The 16,794-nt window shown below is 73.3% G+C and carries 10 protein-coding genes; 3 read left to right on the top strand and 7 right to left on the bottom strand.

Annotated features, from left to right (window positions below):
- Positions 1–71: 71 nt before the first annotated feature.
- Entirely contained in the window at positions 72–1,046 is a 975-nt protein-coding gene (locus tag O7621_RS09640; protein ID WP_282233649.1) for a hypothetical protein, read from the top strand.
- Between the two features lie 34 nt (positions 1,047–1,080).
- On the opposite strand, the gene O7621_RS09635 is transcribed toward O7621_RS09640, so the two are convergent.
- The gene (locus O7621_RS09635; protein WP_282233648.1) at positions 1,081–2,244 is read right to left on the bottom strand and encodes an acyl-CoA dehydrogenase family protein; all 1,164 of its coding nucleotides are present in this window, start codon (positions 2,242–2,244) and stop codon (positions 1,081–1,083) included.
- A gap of 267 nt (positions 2,245–2,511) precedes the next feature.
- On the opposite strand from O7621_RS09635, the gene O7621_RS09630 reads away from it, so the two are divergent.
- Together O7621_RS09630 and O7621_RS09625 are read left to right on the top strand one after the other, a co-directional pair.
- Positions 2,512–3,939, top strand: a complete 1,428-nt coding sequence (locus O7621_RS09630; protein ID WP_282233647.1) for a UDP-glucose/GDP-mannose dehydrogenase family protein — start codon at positions 2,512–2,514, stop codon at positions 3,937–3,939.
- Between the two features lie 166 nt (positions 3,940–4,105).
- Entirely contained in the window at positions 4,106–9,208 is a 5,103-nt protein-coding gene (locus tag O7621_RS09625; protein ID WP_282233646.1) for a permease, read from the top strand.
- 68 nt (positions 9,209–9,276) lie between these two features.
- Here the strand turns inward: O7621_RS09625 and purE are convergent, their stop codons facing one another.
- The 6 genes from purE to O7621_RS09595 form a co-directional block, all read right to left on the bottom strand.
- Positions 9,277–9,771, bottom strand: coding sequence for a 5-(carboxyamino)imidazole ribonucleotide mutase (gene purE / locus O7621_RS09620; RefSeq protein WP_282233645.1), 495 nt, complete (start codon positions 9,769–9,771; stop codon positions 9,277–9,279).
- On the bottom strand, positions 9,768–10,943 hold the full coding sequence (locus O7621_RS09615) for a 5-(carboxyamino)imidazole ribonucleotide synthase (RefSeq protein ID WP_282233644.1): 1,176 nt from the start codon (positions 10,941–10,943) through the stop codon (positions 9,768–9,770). Before O7621_RS09615 ends, purE begins: the two co-directional genes overlap by 4 nt.
- 12 nt (positions 10,944–10,955) lie before the next feature.
- Positions 10,956–12,986 carry a thioredoxin domain-containing protein gene (locus O7621_RS09610; RefSeq protein WP_282233643.1) on the bottom strand — a complete coding sequence of 677 codons (2,031 nt, stop codon included), beginning with the start codon at positions 12,984–12,986 and terminating at the stop codon, positions 10,956–10,958.
- Between the two features lie 81 nt (positions 12,987–13,067).
- Positions 13,068–13,670, bottom strand: coding sequence for an HAD-IA family hydrolase (locus O7621_RS09605; protein ID WP_282233642.1), 603 nt, complete (start codon positions 13,668–13,670; stop codon positions 13,068–13,070).
- A complete protein-coding gene (locus O7621_RS09600; protein ID WP_282234526.1) occupies positions 13,667–16,060 on the bottom strand; it encodes a bifunctional diguanylate cyclase/phosphodiesterase in 2,394 nt (797 codons plus the stop codon). The genes O7621_RS09605 and O7621_RS09600 overlap by 4 nt, the downstream gene beginning before the upstream one ends.
- A gap of 465 nt (positions 16,061–16,525) precedes the next feature.
- Positions 16,526–16,783: a hypothetical protein gene (locus tag O7621_RS09595; protein WP_282233641.1), complete on the bottom strand. Its 258-nt coding sequence runs from the start codon at positions 16,781–16,783 to the stop codon at positions 16,526–16,528.
- Positions 16,784–16,794: the final 11 nt, after the last annotated feature.

Raw genomic sequence — 16,794 nt, 5'->3', positions numbered from 1 at the left:
CCGACCGTCGTCGGTGACGTTGCGCCTGGCGGGTACCGTGCCGAGAGGCACCATCCCCGCGAGGAGGTCAGATGCGGCACCTGGGCTCGCTGATCCTGTCCCTGCTCCTCGCACCGGTGATCTGGTTCCTCGCCGGGCTCGGCCTGAGCGAGTACGCGCTTGCCCGACGGGACGCGTACAGCGAACCACCGCTCGACGTGTTCATCGGGTTGGCCGCGCTGGCGGTCTGCGGGGTGTCGTACGCACTGTTGCTGCTGCCCCGTCTGTCCCCGGTCGGGCCAGTGCTGGCCGGGGCGTCGTTCGTCGCAGTGTCGGTGTGGGCCACCGTCGACATCGTGGGGTTCTACGACACGATGCCGCGCCGGCTGCTCGGCACGGACTTCGTCCTCACGGCGCCGGCCGAAGGGCTTGCCGTGGTGCTGGCCGTCCCGTTGTTGGCCACCGTGTTCAGCCCACGTCGTTGGCGGGGTGAGCGGATGGTGGCGCTGTATGCCGGCGGACCACCGCCGCAGGACGTGACGCGGACCGCCCCACTGCCCGGCCCCGGCGGGTACGGCAACCCGGGCGGACACGGCGGGTACGGCAACCCGGGCGGACACGGCGGCAACGCCGGACCGCCGGCGTGGTCGGCCCAGCCGCCGACCGGCGATCCGGCTCGGACCATCGCGTTCCCGGCTGCCGCCAACCCGCCGCTGCGGCCAGCCCGATCGGCGACGGGTGCCGGGACCGACTCGGAGCAAGACACGATGCGACTGACCCCGCCGGGGCACCGGCGAGACGATCCGACCGTCGTACTGCCCCAGGCGTCGGCGTTCGCACCGCCCCGGCCGGCGGTGCCTGGCGGCGACCCGGACGAGACCACCCGGATCAGCCAACCGACCACCACCGACCCGGACGAGACCACCCGGATCAGCCAACCGACCACCACCGACCCGGACGAGACCACCCGGATCAGCCAACCGACCACCACCGACCCGGATGGTGACGACGAGACCACGACGGTGCTGCCGGCCCGTCCCGACGACGCCGGGAAGTCCCCGACCTGAGGCCGGACCCGGGAACCTAAGGCCCGGCCTCAGGTCAGGGGGTCAGCAGCTGACGTGCCATCACGATCCGCTGCACCTGGTTCGTGCCCTCGTAGATCTGAGTGATCTTGGCGTCCCGCATCATCCGCTCGACCGGGTAGTCCCGGGTGTAGCCGTACCCGCCGAGCAGTTGCACCGCGTCGGTGGTGATCTCCATGGCCGCGTCGGAGGCGAAACACTTCGCCGCCGCCCCGAAGAAGGTCAGGTCGGCGTCGGCGCGCTCCGACCGGGCGGCGGCGACGTAGGTGAGCTGCCGGGCCGCCTCCAGCTTCATGCCCATCTCCGCGATCATGAACTGGACGCCCTGGAAGTCGGCGATCGGCTTGCCGAACTGCTGGCGCTCCCGCACGTACCCGCGAGCGAAGTCGAGCGCGCCCTGCGCGATGCCGACGGCCTGGGCTGCGATCGTCACCCGGGTGTGGTCCAGGGTGCGCATCGCGGTGGCAAACCCGGTGCCCGGCTCGCCGATCATCCGGTCCGCCGGAATCCGGACATTGTCCAGGTAGACCTCGCAGGTCGGTGACCCCTTGATGCCGAGTTTCTTCTCCGGTACGCCGAAGCTCACCCCGGGGTCGGACTTCTCCACGACGAACGCGGAGATCCCCCGTGACCGGGCACCCGGCTCGGTGACCGCGAAGACCGTGTAGTACTCCGAGACACCAGCGTTGGTGATCCACCGCTTCACCCCGTTGAGCACCCAGTGGTCGCCGTCGCGGACCGCGCGGGTGGTCATCGACGCCGCGTCGCTGCCCGCCTCGGGCTCGGACAGGCAGTACGAGAACATCGCCGCCCCGGACGCCACTGGCCGCAGATAGCGCTCCTTCAACTGGTCCGAGCCGGCCAGCAGCAGCGGCATCGTGCCGAGCTTGTTGACCGCCGGGATCAACGACGAGGATGCGCAGGCCCGCGCGACCTCCTCGATGACGATCGCGGTGGCGAGGGCGTCGGCACCCGCCCCGCCGTACTGCTCCGGGACGTGCGGGGCGTGGAAGTCCGCCGCCCGTAACGCGTCGTAGGACGCGGTGGGAAACTGTGCGGTCTCGTCGGCCTCTGCGGCGTTGGGTGCGACCTTCGCGTCGCACACCTCCCGAACCGCTTCCCGGATCGCCGTGTGCTCCTCTGGTAACTGATAGACATCGAACGCCGGCCCGGACGTCATCACGCCCTCCCTCGCCTGGAGTGTTCCCTCGATATCCTGCTCCAGTGCGAGGATACCGGCGAGTAACGCCGACGTCGGTCGCCCCCACTCAGCCGTACGGACTATCGTCTGCCGGGCAGCCGATCGGCGGCTCTCAGCCGGGTCGGTCCCCACAGAAGCGGTATGCCGCGAACGTCAAAACCACGATGATTGGTGTCGAGCCCCCGGCACCGGACCACCGAGTGCGACGCGACCACAGCGCCGCCAGCGCGAGCGGAGAATCAAGGCGTGACCATCCCGTACCCGAACATCCAGCCCGTCCCGGCCATCGCGGCGGTGACCCCGCCGTCCGGCGCCCCCCGCCCGCGCCTGACCTTCCTCGGCACCGGCTACCTCGGCGCGACCTACGCCATCTGCTTCGCCGAACTCGGCTACGAGGTGATCGGCTACGACGTCGACGCCGACAAGATCGCCAAGCTGTCCGCAGGTGAGGTGCCCTTCCACGAGCCGGGCCTGGACGAGTTGCTCAAGCGGAGCCTGGCCGCCGGACGGCTGCGGTTCACCACCGACATGGCGGCGACGGCCGAGTTCGGTGACGTGCACTTCATCTGTGTGGGTACCCCGCAGCGGGCCGACGCGATGGGCGCCGACCTGTCGTACGTCGAGGCGGCGGTGACCGGTCTGGCCCAGCACCTGTCCCGTAAGGCGTTGATCGTCGGCAAGTCGACGGTGCCGGTCGGCACCGCGGAGTGGATCGAGCAGCTGGTCGGCAAGCACGCCCAGGGCGACCTGGGCGTCGAGGTGGCGTGGAGTCCGGAGTTCCTGCAGGAGGGTTTCGCCGTCGAGGACGTGCTGCGGCCGAACCGGATCGTGGTCGGGGTACGCAGCGAGTGGGCCAACGGCATGCTGTACGCCGCGCACAAGGGGGTGTTCGACCTGGCTGCCACCGAGGACCGGGAGGTGCCGTTGGTGGTGACCGACTTCGCGACCGCCGAGCTGGTGAAGGTCGCGGCGAACGCGTTCCTGGCCACGAAGATCTCGTTCATCAACGCGATGGCCGAGGTCTGTGAGGTGGCCGGCGGCGACGTCACCCAGCTGGCCCGGGCGATCGGCTACGACCCGCGGATCGGTAACCGGTTCCTGCAGGCCGGGGTCGGGTTCGGTGGTGGCTGTCTACCGAAGGACATCCGGGCGTTCCAGGCCAGGGCGCAGGAGCTCGGCGCGGGTGAGGCGTTGCGGTTCCTGCACGAGGTGGATCTGATCAACCAGCGGCGGCGGTCCCGGGTGGTGCAGCTGGCGGCCGAGCTGCTGGGCCGCCGGTCCGGGCCGGCCGGGCCGGACCTGTCCGGCACGACGGTGGCGGTGCTGGGGGCGACGTTCAAACCCAACTCCGACGACGTCCGCGACGCACCGTCGCTCGCGGTGGCTGCGATGCTGGCCAAGACCGGCGCGCAGGTGCGGGTCTTCGACCCCGAAGGTACGGAGAACGCCCGGCGGGCCCAGCCGGACCTGACCTACGTACCGTCGATGGTCGACGCGGTCCGCGACGCCGACCTCGTCTGCGTCCTGACCGAGTGGGCCGACTTCCGTAACGCCGATCCGGTGGCGTTGGGTGAGCTGGTTGCCGGCCGCCGAGTGATCGACGGCCGGAACTGCCTCGATTCGACGTTGTGGACCGGCGCCGGCTGGCAGTACCGCGGCATGGGCCGCCCCTGAGCCCGGCACCGCCCGCGCCGAACCGGCCGGTCGTGGGTCCGTGGCGGACCCACGACCGGTTTTTCTCCGATCTCCACGCCGCCTGGGGCTGTTCAACAGTTGCTTGGTTTAGGCATGCTTCGTAGGAAGTGGTCCACAGTGTGGTCCGGGCGTGGAGGAGGGTGCCATGAGTACGCCGTACCGCTGCGCCTCGTGCGGGCGGACCGTGCCGGCGGCGGCGACCTGCCCCCGGTGCGGTGCCGAGCAGCCGCAGTTCGCTGAGGACCTGGCCCGCATCGAGCGGTCCATCGCCGAGATGAAGGCCCGCGAGCTCGCGCTGGCCAAAGAGCAGAAGCAGATGGCCAGCGATCTGCAGGCGGCGATCTTCCAGCGGGACATCCTGTCCACCGGCGGTGCCGCCGGTCGGCGTGGCCCGGGGCCCCGGGTCTCGGTCCGCCGCCGGGCCGGGCGTCGACCGCCGACCGCTGACCAGGGCACCGCCCCGCCGAAGTTCCCCCGGCAGAGCCCCGACCTGGTTGCCGACGACGACGCACCACCGGCCGGGCCACCGCCGGGCAATGAGCCTCCCGCCGCCGGCCAGCCCGGCTACCCGCCGGCCGCCGGTGGCGACGATCCGACCCAGGTCCTGTCGTCGGACGGCACCCGACCGGAAGCGTCCGCCCAGTCGATCCAGAACGTCCTGCTCGGCCTCGGCGCGCTGATGGCGGTGGTGGTGTTCGCCGCCGTCGCCAACAGCGCATTGCCCGACGTCACCCGGCTGAGCGTGCTGTTCGCCGGCACGTTGCTGCTGCTCGCGGCCCCACCCGCGGTCGCCGCCCGCGGGCTCACCTCCACCGCGGAGACGATCGCCGCCGTGGCGCTGGTCCTCGTCCCGATCGACGGCTACGCGATCTGGGCGACCGACGCCGTCCGGGCCGGCCCGGTCAGCCCGTCGGCGTTCGCCGGCCTCACCTTCGCCGTCACCGCGCTGGTCGCCGCCGGGTACGCCGCCACGACCGGGCTGCGGCTGCCCCGGTACGGCATGGTGCTCGCGTTCCAGCCGGTCGTGCCGCTGCTCGGTCAGGACCTGATCCGGGGGCCGGCCGGGTGGGCGACGGCGCTCGCCGCGGTCGCCGTGCTCGACCTGCTGCTGGTCCGGCTGCTGAGCGGCTCCGGGCAGCTCGGCGCCGGCTGGCGGTCCGGGCCGCCGACGGTGGCACGACCCCGGCCGGACGCGCCGGTCGGACCGGACAGCGGCAACCGGCCCGGCGACCGGGCCAGCGGGCCGGCCGGGCCGGCACCGTCCGGCACCGGCACCGGCTCCGACCGACCGGAGAGCGCGCCGGAGGAGGCCGACGCCGTCGTCGAGGGCGAGCCTCCCGGTGGCGGCGACGGTGGCCGGCAGCCGGGCTGGCTGCCGCCGGCACCCACTGCGGCCGTCCTCTGGCTACGCGACCTGATCTGGACCCTGCACGGGCTGGCCGTCACCGCCGCGCTGCTGTTTGCTGTAGTGGCGGTGCTACGCGCCGACACGGTGCCCGCCACGCTGGTCGCGGCGGCGGTGCTGCTGATCGCCGCAGGTGTCGGGCTCGTCGGCGGATTCACCCTGGGCCACCCGCCGCTGCCGGACCTGGCCGCCGGCGTATTCGCCCTGGCAGTCATCGGCGCGGCCAGCCGGGTCGCGGCGGTCGCCCTGCCGGGTCCGGCGCTGTTGTTGATCGCCGCCGTGGTCGCCGTCGCCGGGATCGGCGTACGGGCCCTGCCGGAGCAGGTCCGCCGTGGCCCGCAGCTCGCGGCGGCGGCCGCGTTGACCGTGCTCGGCGTACTCGTCGCCGGTGGCGCGCTGCGGGCGGCGCTGGCACCGATCCGCGCCGCGTTGCCCGCCTGGCAGGCCGACCTGGCCGGCTACCAGCAGAGCCTGGTCGACTACGCCGGGCCCGCCGACTGGCAGCTGGCCCTGGCCGCGCTGCTGATCACCATCGCGGCGGCGGTCGCCATGCCGGTGGAATGGCGTCGCGAGGCGACCGTCGTCGGCGTGACGCTGACCGCGCTGGCCGTACCGGCGTCCTTCGCCCTGCCCTGGTACGCCGCACCGTGGCTGCCGGTGCTCGCCGCCGTCGCGGTGGCCGGCACCGGTTTCCTCACCGACACCACCCGGGCCGCCCGGGTGCACGTGATCTGCGCGGCGGTGCTCGGGACCGCCGGTGCGGGCGCGGCGCTGGCCCGACCCGGCTCCACCGCTGCCGCCCTGCTGGTGCTGGCCGCCGCCGGCGTACTGATCGCGGTAGCCGGGACCCTGCCGGAGGTACGCCGCCGGCCCGCCGGGGACGCGGTCGGGGGTTGGGCCGCCGGCGGGGCCGCGTTCGCCCTGCCCGGTGGGGTGGCGGCGTTCGTCACCGCTCTGGTGCCGCCGCCGGGGCCGACCGCGCTGGCCGTCCAGGAGACGACCGCCCCGATCCTGGCCGCCGGTTTCCTCGCGGTCTGCGGCACGCTGGGCTACTCTGCGCTGGCACAGGTGGCGGAACGGCAGATCCCTCGACCGTTGACCATCGGCACCGGGCTGGGGGCGCTCGCGGTCACCGCTGCGGCGTTCGGCTCGCCGGGCGCGGCCATCGCCGACGTGTGGGTCGCCGTCGGGCTGCTGGTCGCCGCGGGGCTGCTGCTCATGGCGCCTTCGATCGACGCCGGCCGGCGGGCGGACCGGCTGCTCGACGGCCCCGACTACGCCGCGGCGGCGGCCACCGCAGCGCTGGTCGGCACGCTGGCCAGGGTCAGCGCGATCGTGGTACCCGGCATCGAACTGGTGGCCAGCGCGGCGCTGACCCTGCTGGTGGCGGTCGCCGTACGCGCCCTGCCCGAACACTGGCGGCGCGGACCGGTCCTGGGCACTGCGGTCAGCGGTGGGGTCATCGCCGTCCTCGCCGGCTACACGGCGGTCGCCGGCGGCGTTCAGGCACTGGCCACTCCGGGCCAGCTCTGGCAGGCGGACCTGACCGCCTGGTCCACCGAGGTCGCCGCCAACTCCTGGCAGGTGCCGCTGGCCCTGGTGCTACTCGCGCTGGCTTCCGCCGTCGCGCTGCCCCGACCCTGGTCGTTCCACGCCGCCGGCGTGCTGGTCGCGCTCGCCACCGTCGGCACCCCGGCGGCGCTCGGCCTGCCCTGGTGGTCGCCGATCGTGGTCGGCTGCCTGGTCGCAATCGGGTACGGGATCGTCTCGGTGGCCGCCAACGATCCACAAGCGGCCACCGCCCGGGCCGGCGTCGCCGTCGCGGTGGCCCTGTACGCCATCGGCGCCAGCCTGGTCCGTCCGTGGACCACCGCCGCCGCGCTCGGTGTCGTGGTACTGACCTGCGTGGTGGTGGCGGTACTCGCCCGGGTCGTCGCCACCGTGACGCTGGCCGACCGACCTACTCAGGCCGACCAGGCAGGTACCGGGCCGCCCGTCCCCGACCGGGAATCGATGCCGGCGCACCTGGCGAAGATCGGTGGCGCGGCGACCGGGGCCGCGCTGCTGGCACTGCCCGGAGCGGTCGCCGCGCTGGCCGCCGCGCTCGGCTGGACCACGGAGATCGTGCTGACCGGGGCGTTGGCCGCCTCGGCGCTCGGCGTCGCCGTGCTGGCCATGGTCCGCCGTCGGGTCCCGCACTACCTGCCGTACGCCACCGTCGGCCTGGCCGCCGGCGCGACGGTCACCGCCCTCGCCTCGCTCCCGACCAGCCTGCCGACCGGCATGTACGCCGCCGGAGCCGCACTGCTCGGCGTACTCGCCGAACTGCTCCGGGCCGCCACCCCACCGCCGGTGGACCTGTCCCGGCCGAGTCGCCGATGGTCCGGGCTCGGCGGCCGGTGGAGCCAGCCGGGGCCGCTGGAGATTGGCCAGGAGTGGGCGATCAGCCCGGTCAAGGGAGCGTTGGCGGCCGCCGCGCTGCCCACCGCGCTGGCCGTAGCGGCGGTGGCGCCGACGCTGACCGCCGCGCTGGTCGAGCCGTACCGCACCCTGACCGCGATCTGGCAGGGGCCACCGGCCGGACTGCTCGATCCGCCGGCCGCCGCCGTGGACCCGACCAACGTGCTCGCGGCGCTGCTGCTCACCGTCGCGGCGGCGCTGGCCGCGACCGGGTTCAACACCGGCCAGCCGGGCCAGGCGGTTCCGGTGGTACTGCCCGGCGTGGCGATCACCCTGCTGATCACCCCGATGTCGTTCGGCGTCGGCTGGCCGGCGGGCACCATGGCGGCCCTGCTGGTCTTCGCGGTCGCCATGGTCGGACTGGCGTTGACCGAACCGCCGCCGGACACCGAGCGGCACCGGCCGCTGCGCATCGCCCGCCGGCTGCTGTTCCTGATCGGCCTCGCCGCCGGTGGCGCCGGACTCGCCGGGGCGCTGGCCAACGATCAACTGACCGTCTTCACGCTGGGCAGCTCGGTGTGTGTCGGAGCGGTGTCCGCGTACGCCGGACGCAGCCAGCCGGCCCGGATTCTCGGCTGGCTGTTCGCCTCGGTGATGGCGCAGATGTTCGTGCTGACCATGGGTCTCGTCGCCGGGCTCCCGCCGAGCTGGTCGGCGTTCGGCGTACTCGCCGTCGGTGCCGGCCTGCTGTTGTCCGCGACCCGGCTGCCCCGGCTCAGCCACCCCGAGGCGGTACGCGAGGCGGCGGTGGTCGAGTGGAGCAGCTACGCGGCCGCGCTGCTCGCGCTGGCCCTGGCGTACGACTCGGCCGCGCATCTGGCCGGACTGCTGGCCGCCTGGGGTGCGGTGCTCGGGGTGACGGCCACCCGGCCCGGCCGCCGTGCGATGGAGCGCCGGGTGCTGTTCTGGCTGGCGGTCGGCTGCGAGATCACCGCCTGGTGGATGCTGATGCGGATCACCGACGTGGCGTTGACCGAGGCGTACACCTTGCCGTTCGCCGTCCTCGCCCTGCTGGTCGGGGTCCTCGAGCTGCGGCACCGGCCGGACCTGAGCAGTTGGACGGCGTACGGGCCGGCACTGGCCGCGGCGTTCCTGCCCACCCTGGTGCTGGTGATCAGCTCGGGGGAGAACAGTTTCCGGCAGGTCCTGTTGCTGCTCGGTGCGGTCGGCACCCTGCTGGTCGGGGCGATGAGTCAGCAGCAGGCCCCGGTGGTGGTCGGTACGGTGGTCAGCGCGGTGACCGCGTTGCACGCGTTGACCTTCTTCGGGCCGTGGCTGGTGCTGATCCCGGTCGGTCTGGTGCTGCTGGCACTCGGGGCCAGCAGCGAGTGGCGCCGGCAGACCCAGGAGCGGGTGCGGGGCGCGCTGCGCGGCATGCGCTGAGGCCGGCCGCCGAGAACCGGTTGGGCAGATCCGGCCGCCGGAACCCGGCCGGGCCGACCCGGCCGGGGCTAGGCGATGCCGCCGCGTGGCGCCTGCAGCGCGGCGTCCTTCGCGGCGACCAACTCGACCAGCTCCTGCTGGTAGGCGAACATCCGGGCGCGCAGCCCTGAGTCGGTGGCGGCGAGGATCCGTACCGCCAGCAGACCGGCGTTGCGGGCGCCACCGATCGACACCGTGGCCACCGGTACGCCCGCCGGCATCTGCACGATCGACAGCAGCGAGTCCATCCCGTCCAGGTGCTTCAACGGCACCGGCACCCCGATCACCGGCAGCGGGGTCGCCGAGGCGACCATGCCCGGCAGGTGCGCCGCGCCGCCCGCCCCGGCGATGATCACCTGGAGGCCTCGGTCGGCGGCGGTGCCGGCATAGTCGAGCATGCCGTGCGGGGTGCGGTGCGCCGAGATCACCCGTACCTCGTGCTCGACGTCGAACTCGGCGAGCGCCTCGGCGGCGGCTCGCATCGTCGGCCAGTCCGAGTCGCTGCCCATGATGACGCCGATCATCGCCCCTCCTGCAGCCAGCGGGCGGCCCGGGCGGCCCGGTTCCGGACGTCGGTCAGATCCTCGCCGAGCACCGTCACGTGGCCGATCTTGCGGCCCGGCCGGACCTGTTTGCCGTAGAGGTGGACCTTCGCGCCGGGGTCGGTCGCGAACAGGTGGTGCAGCCGCTCGTCGATGCCCATCCCGCCGTCCGCGCCGCCCAGCACGTTGGCCATCACCACCGCCGGGGCGGTCAGCCCGGTGTCACCCATCGGATAGTCCAGGACCGCCCGCAGATGCTGCTCGAACTGGGAGGTACGGGCCCCCTCGATCGTCCAGTGCCCGGAATTGTGCGGCCGCATCGCCAGCTCGTTGACCACCAGGCCACCGCCACCGGTCACCTCGAACAGTTCCACCGCCAGCAGCCCGACCACGTCGAGCGCGCTGGCCAGGTCGATGGCCAGCTGCTGGGCCGCCAGGGCGAGCGGCTGTGGCAGGGCCGGTGCGGGCGCCAGCACCTCGACACAGATGCCGTCCCGTTGCACGGTCTCCACCACCGGGTAGACCGCCAACTGACCGAACGGCGAGCGGGCCACCTGTACCGCCAGCTCGCGGACCAGTTTCACCCGCTCCTCGGCGATCAGCTCCACCGCCGGGTCGGCTGACGGGTCGGCCGGGTCGAGCCCGGCGGCGACCAGCTCGGCCGGCGTGTCCAGCAACCACACCCCGCGGCCGTCGTAGCCGCCGCGCGCGGTCTTGACCACCACCGGCCAGCCGACCTCGGCGCCGAACTCGGCCAGCTCGTCGACCGAGCCGATCCGCCGCCAGCGCGGCACCGGGGCACCCAGCTCGGTCAGCCGCTGCCGCATCACCGCCTTGTCCTGGGCACAGCGCAGCGCGTCGGCCCCCGGGTGCAGGCGCACCCCGTCGGCGGCCAGCGCCCGGATGTGCTCGCCCGGCACGTGCTCGTGGTCGAAGGTGACCACGTCACAGCCCTTGGCGAAGGTACGCAGCGCGGCGAGGTCGGTGTGCTCGCCGTACTGCACGTCGGCGGCGACCAGGGCGGCGCCGTCCTCCGGTGTGCGGGCCAGCACACGCAGCGACTGGCCGAGCGCGATCGCGGCCTGGTGGGTCATCCGGGCGAGCTGCCCACCACCCACCATGCCGACGACGGGCAGTCCGGTACGGGTATCCATGGCGGCGACAGCCTAACCCAGCTGCGCGACCAGGTCCGCGACGGAGGTGACCGGCCGGTCGCAGACGAAGCCCCGGCAGACGTACGCGGTCGACACGCCGCCGATCATCGGCCGGTCCGCCAGCAGCGGTACGCCGGCCTGGTCGGGGCGGCCGGCCACCACCACCGCACCGGGCGGCGCATACCGTCGCGCCGCCCGCAGCAGCGGGTCACCGGTCGGGTCCTCGGTGACCACGGCGATCTCGTACGGACCGGAGAGCAACGCCTCGCCGACGGCGGCGGCGTAGCCGGTGAACCGGGCGTGTCGGGCGACGACCGGCGCGACGGTGGCCAGCGCGGCCTCGGCGGCGTCCCGGTACTGCGGGGCGCCGCGCAGCGCCGCGTACCAGGTGAGCGCGGCGGCGGTGGCCGAAAGCCCGGACGCGGTGGCGTTGTCGGTCGGATCCGCCGGCCTGGCGACCAGCTGTTCGGCGTCGTCGGCGGTGTCGTAGAAGCCGCCGTTGTCGGCGGCGAACCGGGCCAGCGCGACGTCCAGCAGCTCACCGGCGAGGTCCAGCCACCGGTGTTCCCCGGTGAGCTGGTGCAGCGCGCAGAACGCCTCGGCGAGGCAGCCGTAGTCTTCCAGCACCCCGTCGGGCGCGCCGACCAGTCCGTCCCGGGAGACCCGGCGCAGCCGCCCGCCGACCAGGTGGGTACGGGCCAGATGCGCACCGGTCGCAACCGCCAACTCGGCGGCCAGCTCAACGTCGCCGTCGGTGCCGGCTGCGGCACCGGTCCCGTCGGCACCGGTCAGGGCATCCGCGGCGGTGGCGAACTCGACCAACGCGGTGACCGCCAAGCCGTTCCAGGCGGTCACCACCTTGTCGTCGCGGGCCGGCTGCGGCCGGGCCGACCGGGCCCGACGCAGCGCCGTCCGGACCCGGTCCAGATGCTCCGGCGGCGTGTCGTCGACGTCGCGGGCCAGCCGAAGCACGCTGGTGCCGTGTTCGAAGGTGCCGTCGCCGGTCACCCCGTACAGGTCTGCCGCCCACCGCCCGTCGGCCTCGCCGAGGACCTCGATCAGCTGCTGCGGCGTCCACACGTAGCTGGCGCCTTCGACCCCGCCGGTGTCGGCGTCCAACGCGGAGGCGAACCCGCCGCCAGGTACGGCGAGCGCCTCGGCGAGGAAGCGGACCGTCTCCCGGGCGATCCGGCCGGCCATCCGGTCGCCGGTGAGCCGCCACAGCAGCGTGTAGACCCGCAGCAGCAGCGCGTTGTCGTAGAGCATCTTCTCGAAGTGCGGCACCGTCCAGGTGTCGTCCACCGCGTACCGGGCGAAGCCCCCGGCGAGCTGATCGTAGATGCCGCCTCGGGCCATCGCCTCGCAGGTGTGCTGGACGATCTCCAGGCTGTCGGCGGCACCGGTACGTTGATGATGCCGCAGCAGGAAGAGCAGGCTGAGATGCGGGGGGAACTTCGGTGCCCCGCCGAACCCGCCGTGCGTCGGGTCGTACTCCTTGCCCAGCGTCGCCGCGGCGGCGTCGAGCAGGTCGGCGGTCAACGGCGTGGTCGCCCCGCCGACCGCCTGCGCGCCGCCGACCGCCTCGGCTACCGCGGCCCCCTGGCGCAGCACGGCGTCGCGCTGGTCGCGCCAGGCGGCACCGACCGAGTGGAGCAGCCGGACGAAGTTCGCCTGCGGGAAGTAGGTCCCGCAGAAGAACGGGGTGCCGTCGGCGGTGGCGAACACGGTCATCGGCCAGCCGCCCTGACCGGTCATCGCCTGGGTCGCGGCCAGGTAGACCGCGTCCACGTCGGGGCGTTCCTCCCGGTCCACTTTGATCGCGACGAAACTGTCGTTGATCAGCTGCCCGACCGCGTCGTCCTCGAACGACTCGTGCGCCATCACGTGGCACCAGTGGCAGGCCGCGTACCCGACCGAGATCAGCACCGGCACGTCCCGGCGGCGGGCCTCGTCGAACGCCTCCGGGCACCACGGCCACCAGTCGACCGGGTTGTCGGCATGCTGTTGCAGGTACGGGCTGGTCGCCTCACCGAGCCGGTTCACGCTGGGTCGCTCCTCGGGGTCGTGGCACGACTCCGACGGTGTGGGGTCGCACGTTCCGACCATAGCCAGTCGGTGGGCGGCTCACCGCCGGGTCGGCACCGGAACGTCCGGGTATCGCAGCGCGGTGAGGCCCGCCTCGGCGGCGGCCCGGACGTTCTCCGGGCGGTCGTCGACGAAGGTGACCCGGTCGGCAGGCGCGCCGAGCCGGTGCAGCAGTGCCGCGAAGATCGCCGGATCGGGTTTGGTCAACGCCAGCCGGCAGCTGAACAGCCGGTGGTGGAACACCGCCGCCCAGTCGGCCGAGTCGATCGCCGTGGCGATGGACTCGGGGGCGTTGGACAGCAGCGCCAAGCCGTGCCCGTCGGCGGCAAGGCCGGTGACGAGTTCGACGGTACGCGGATTCAGCTGCGACCAGCTGGCGATGTCGGCCCGGTCCAGTTCGGCCACGAGCGGATCGTCGGCGGACAGCGGCCGACCGACCACGTGGCTCCAGTAGCGGTCGGCCGGCCAGCCGGCGTCGTAGGCGTCCCGGTGCCGCCAGTACCCCTCGTCGAAGGTGGCCTGCGGCAGGCCGGCCAGCTGGGCCATGGCGGCCACCGCGGCCGACGGCTGCGGCAGCGAGATGACCTGGCCGTAGTCGAAGACCAGCCAGTCCCGGACAGCGCCGCTGGGCCCGCCGGTCACGACGCACCGTCCGCGCGCAGCGGATAGATCTGCGCCTGCGCGGAGTCCGCCAGGGACCGGAGCACCGCGAGCACCTTGTCGGCGGGCATCGGCTTGAAGAAGTGGTAGCCCTGGGCGGCGGCGCAGCCGAGGGCGGCCAGGGTGGCCCGCTGGTCGGCGGTCTCCACCCCCTCGGCGACCACCCGCAGGCCCATTTCCCGGCCCAGCCGGACGGTGTGTCGCACGATGGCGGCGTCGCGTGGCGAGTCGGCCATCCGGACCACGAAGGACCGGTCGACCTTCAACTCGTCGACGGTGACCCGGGTCAGGAAGGCCAGTGAGGAGAACCCCGTGCCGAAGTCGTCGACGGCGAGCTGGACGCCCATCTCCCGGAGGCTGGCCAGCACCTCGTCGATGATCTCCAACTCGCTCATCACCACCGTCTCGGTGATTTCCAGCACCAACCGGTGGGCCGGGACCTGGTGGCGGCGCAGCAGCTCGCCGATCTCGGCCGGCAACTGCGGGTCGAGCAGGCTCCGGGCCGAGATGTTGACCGAGATCGGTACGTCGATGCCGTGCGCCGCCCACTCGGCGGCGGCCGACAACGCCCGGTCGACGACGTACCGGGTGAACGGGGCGAGCAGTTCACTGCCCTCGACCGCTCTGACGAAGTGGACCGGGGTGAGCCGGCCGCGCCGCGGATGCCGCCACCGGATCAGCGCCTCCACCCCGGTCGGCCCGCCGGTGGCGAGGTCGACCGCCGGTTGCAGGGCCAGTTCGAGCTGGTCGTCGACGTCCAGCGCGGCGCGCAGTTCGGCCAGTAGTGCCAACTGGTCGGTATTGGCGGCGTCCTTCGCGCTGTCGTAGCCGGCGACGCTACCGCCGATCGCCTTCGCCTGGCTCATCGCGATGTTCGCCCGGCGGAGCAGTTCGTTCATGTCGGCGGTGCCGGCACCGGCGACCACCACGCCGAGTGCGCCTTCGACCGACATCCGCACGCCGGCGACGTCGGTCGGCTCGGCCAGCATCGCGGTGATCTCGCGGGCCCGGCGCATCGCCACCCCGGTCGGCGAGGTCCGCTCGACGCAACCGGCCGCCGCCGGGCTCAGCGAGGTCAGGAGCAGGGCGAACTCGTCGTTGCCGAGTCGGCCGAGCAGTTCGCCGGGGCGGACTCGGTCGCTGAGCCGCCGGGCGGCGGACTGCAGCAGCTCGTCACCGGCAGCATTGCCCAGGGTGTCGTTGACCTCTCTGAAGCCCTTGATGTCGAGCAGCAGCAGAGCGACCGGATGATCGTGCTCCAGCCGGTGCAGTGCGGCGTCCCCCTTGGTGAGCAGCGCCGCCCGGTTGAGCAGCTCGGTCACCGGATCGTGCATGGACCGGTGCATGGTCCGGTCGGTGAGGTGGCGCAGTGCCCGCTCGGTGGCCGCGTCGTGCAGGGCGGCGGCGAGCGCGTCACCGAAGGCGGAGAGCGCGTTGCGGTCCCGGGACCTCGGCATGGTGCTGCCCGGCAGGTGGATCCGCAGCTCACCGACGCCGGTCCGGCCGACCGTGAGCGGGTGGACGAGCATCTGGTCGGTGGCGTCGTCCGCGACGTCCTCAGCCGCCGCGACGGGGTCGACGGGATCGGCCGGCGGTTCCGACCGGCGCATCCCGCCGTCGGCGTCGCCGACGTAGCGCCACAGCCTGCCGTCGACCTGCCGCACGTCGATCTCGACCCGCTCGGCACCGAACAGGGCCAGCCCGCCTTCGACTCCGGCGCCGACGACGGCCGGCTCGTCGAGCTTGTTGAGCGCCCGGGTCGCCCGGGCGAACTCCTGCCAGGCCCGACGCTCGTCCTCGATCCGCAACCGGTGGCCGTAGGTCTGCTGCAGCAGCCACAGCACCGGGGGCAGCAGCAGTAGCCAACGCGGATCGTGGCCGAGCATCCCGACCGTGACCAGCCCGACCAGGACGTTGCCGACGAACATCAGCAGCTTGTTGCGCAGCGCGTGCAGCAGGGTGGCACCGAACGGCCGACCGTGCCGCAGTGACAGGGCGACCGTGGCGAGGGCGGCGGTGATCAGCAGATAGACCAGCCCGCCGAGAAGCATGGCGGCGGCGAGCAGTGGGGTGAGCTGCTGGGCGTACGGGTCGGCGACGGCCCGGGCGGTGACGCCGGCCGCCGCGACCGCGACAGTCAACGACGCGGTGACCCGGAGGATCTCCGGCACGGTACGGGGCTCGGAGAAGATCGACAGCAGGGTCCAGGCGACGCCCACGCCGACTGCGGCGGCGGCCGGCAGCCAGCCGGCCGGGAGGACGTAGAGCCCGACGATGAGGGCGGCCTCGCCCCAGGTGAAGCTGACCGTGCCGGTCCCGATGCGGAACCGCAGTCGGGCGAGTTGCGCGACGCCGAGCAGCGCCGCGACGATCGCGAATCCGGCCGGGGGCGGGAGCGCCGACGTCTGCGGGGCCGACCCGGTGAGCAGCCCGATGGCGATGGTGGCGACGGCCGCCACCAGGACGGCGACGGTGAAGACGGGCAGCCGCCAGTGGCCCCCGCCGTCCAGGGTTTCGGTCGTCGCCTGGCGCGCGGTCGCAGCCGGTTCCGGCCGCGCCGGCGTCACGGGTCACTCCCGGTGACCGCCGGGCCGTGGACCGACGCCCGACGCGGACGACCGACCATGATGAGCATCCCTCGCGTCCGTTCGGTACGACCAGGGACGACACCTGTGCGATCCATGGTCGCCCCTTTCCGCGCGCGGTCGGAGGAACTGAAGGTCCCCGGCGGAAGGCTAAGCCAAAGCCGATTCCGGCAACAGGGGCCACTGGGCCGGTTTACCGGCGGAGGCCCGCTGGAGGGGAGAAAAGTCCCTGGTGAGAGCGGATGTAAGCGCTTACAAAGGGGATCCGGGACGCGAGTCGCCTTCTGTCGGATCAAGGACATTGCGTTCGGCCGCCGCCGACCCGCCGCCCGGCTCCGCATCGTCGAACCGCTGGGGCAGCCGACGCAGCCGGGCGTTCATGTTCCTGATCAGGAACACCGTCGCGGCGGCGAGCACCAGGAGCAGGAACAGCCCCATCGGCCCGGCCAGACCACCGCTGCGGGTGTCCCCGAAGTTGTTCACCGCCAGGACATGGACAGCACTCAGCACGATCGGACCCC

This window comes from Solwaraspora sp. WMMD937 (assembly GCF_029581175.1).
GTDB lineage: Bacteria > Actinomycetota > Actinomycetes > Mycobacteriales > Micromonosporaceae > Micromonospora_E.
This window is presented reverse-complemented; position numbering and strand designations above follow the sequence as displayed.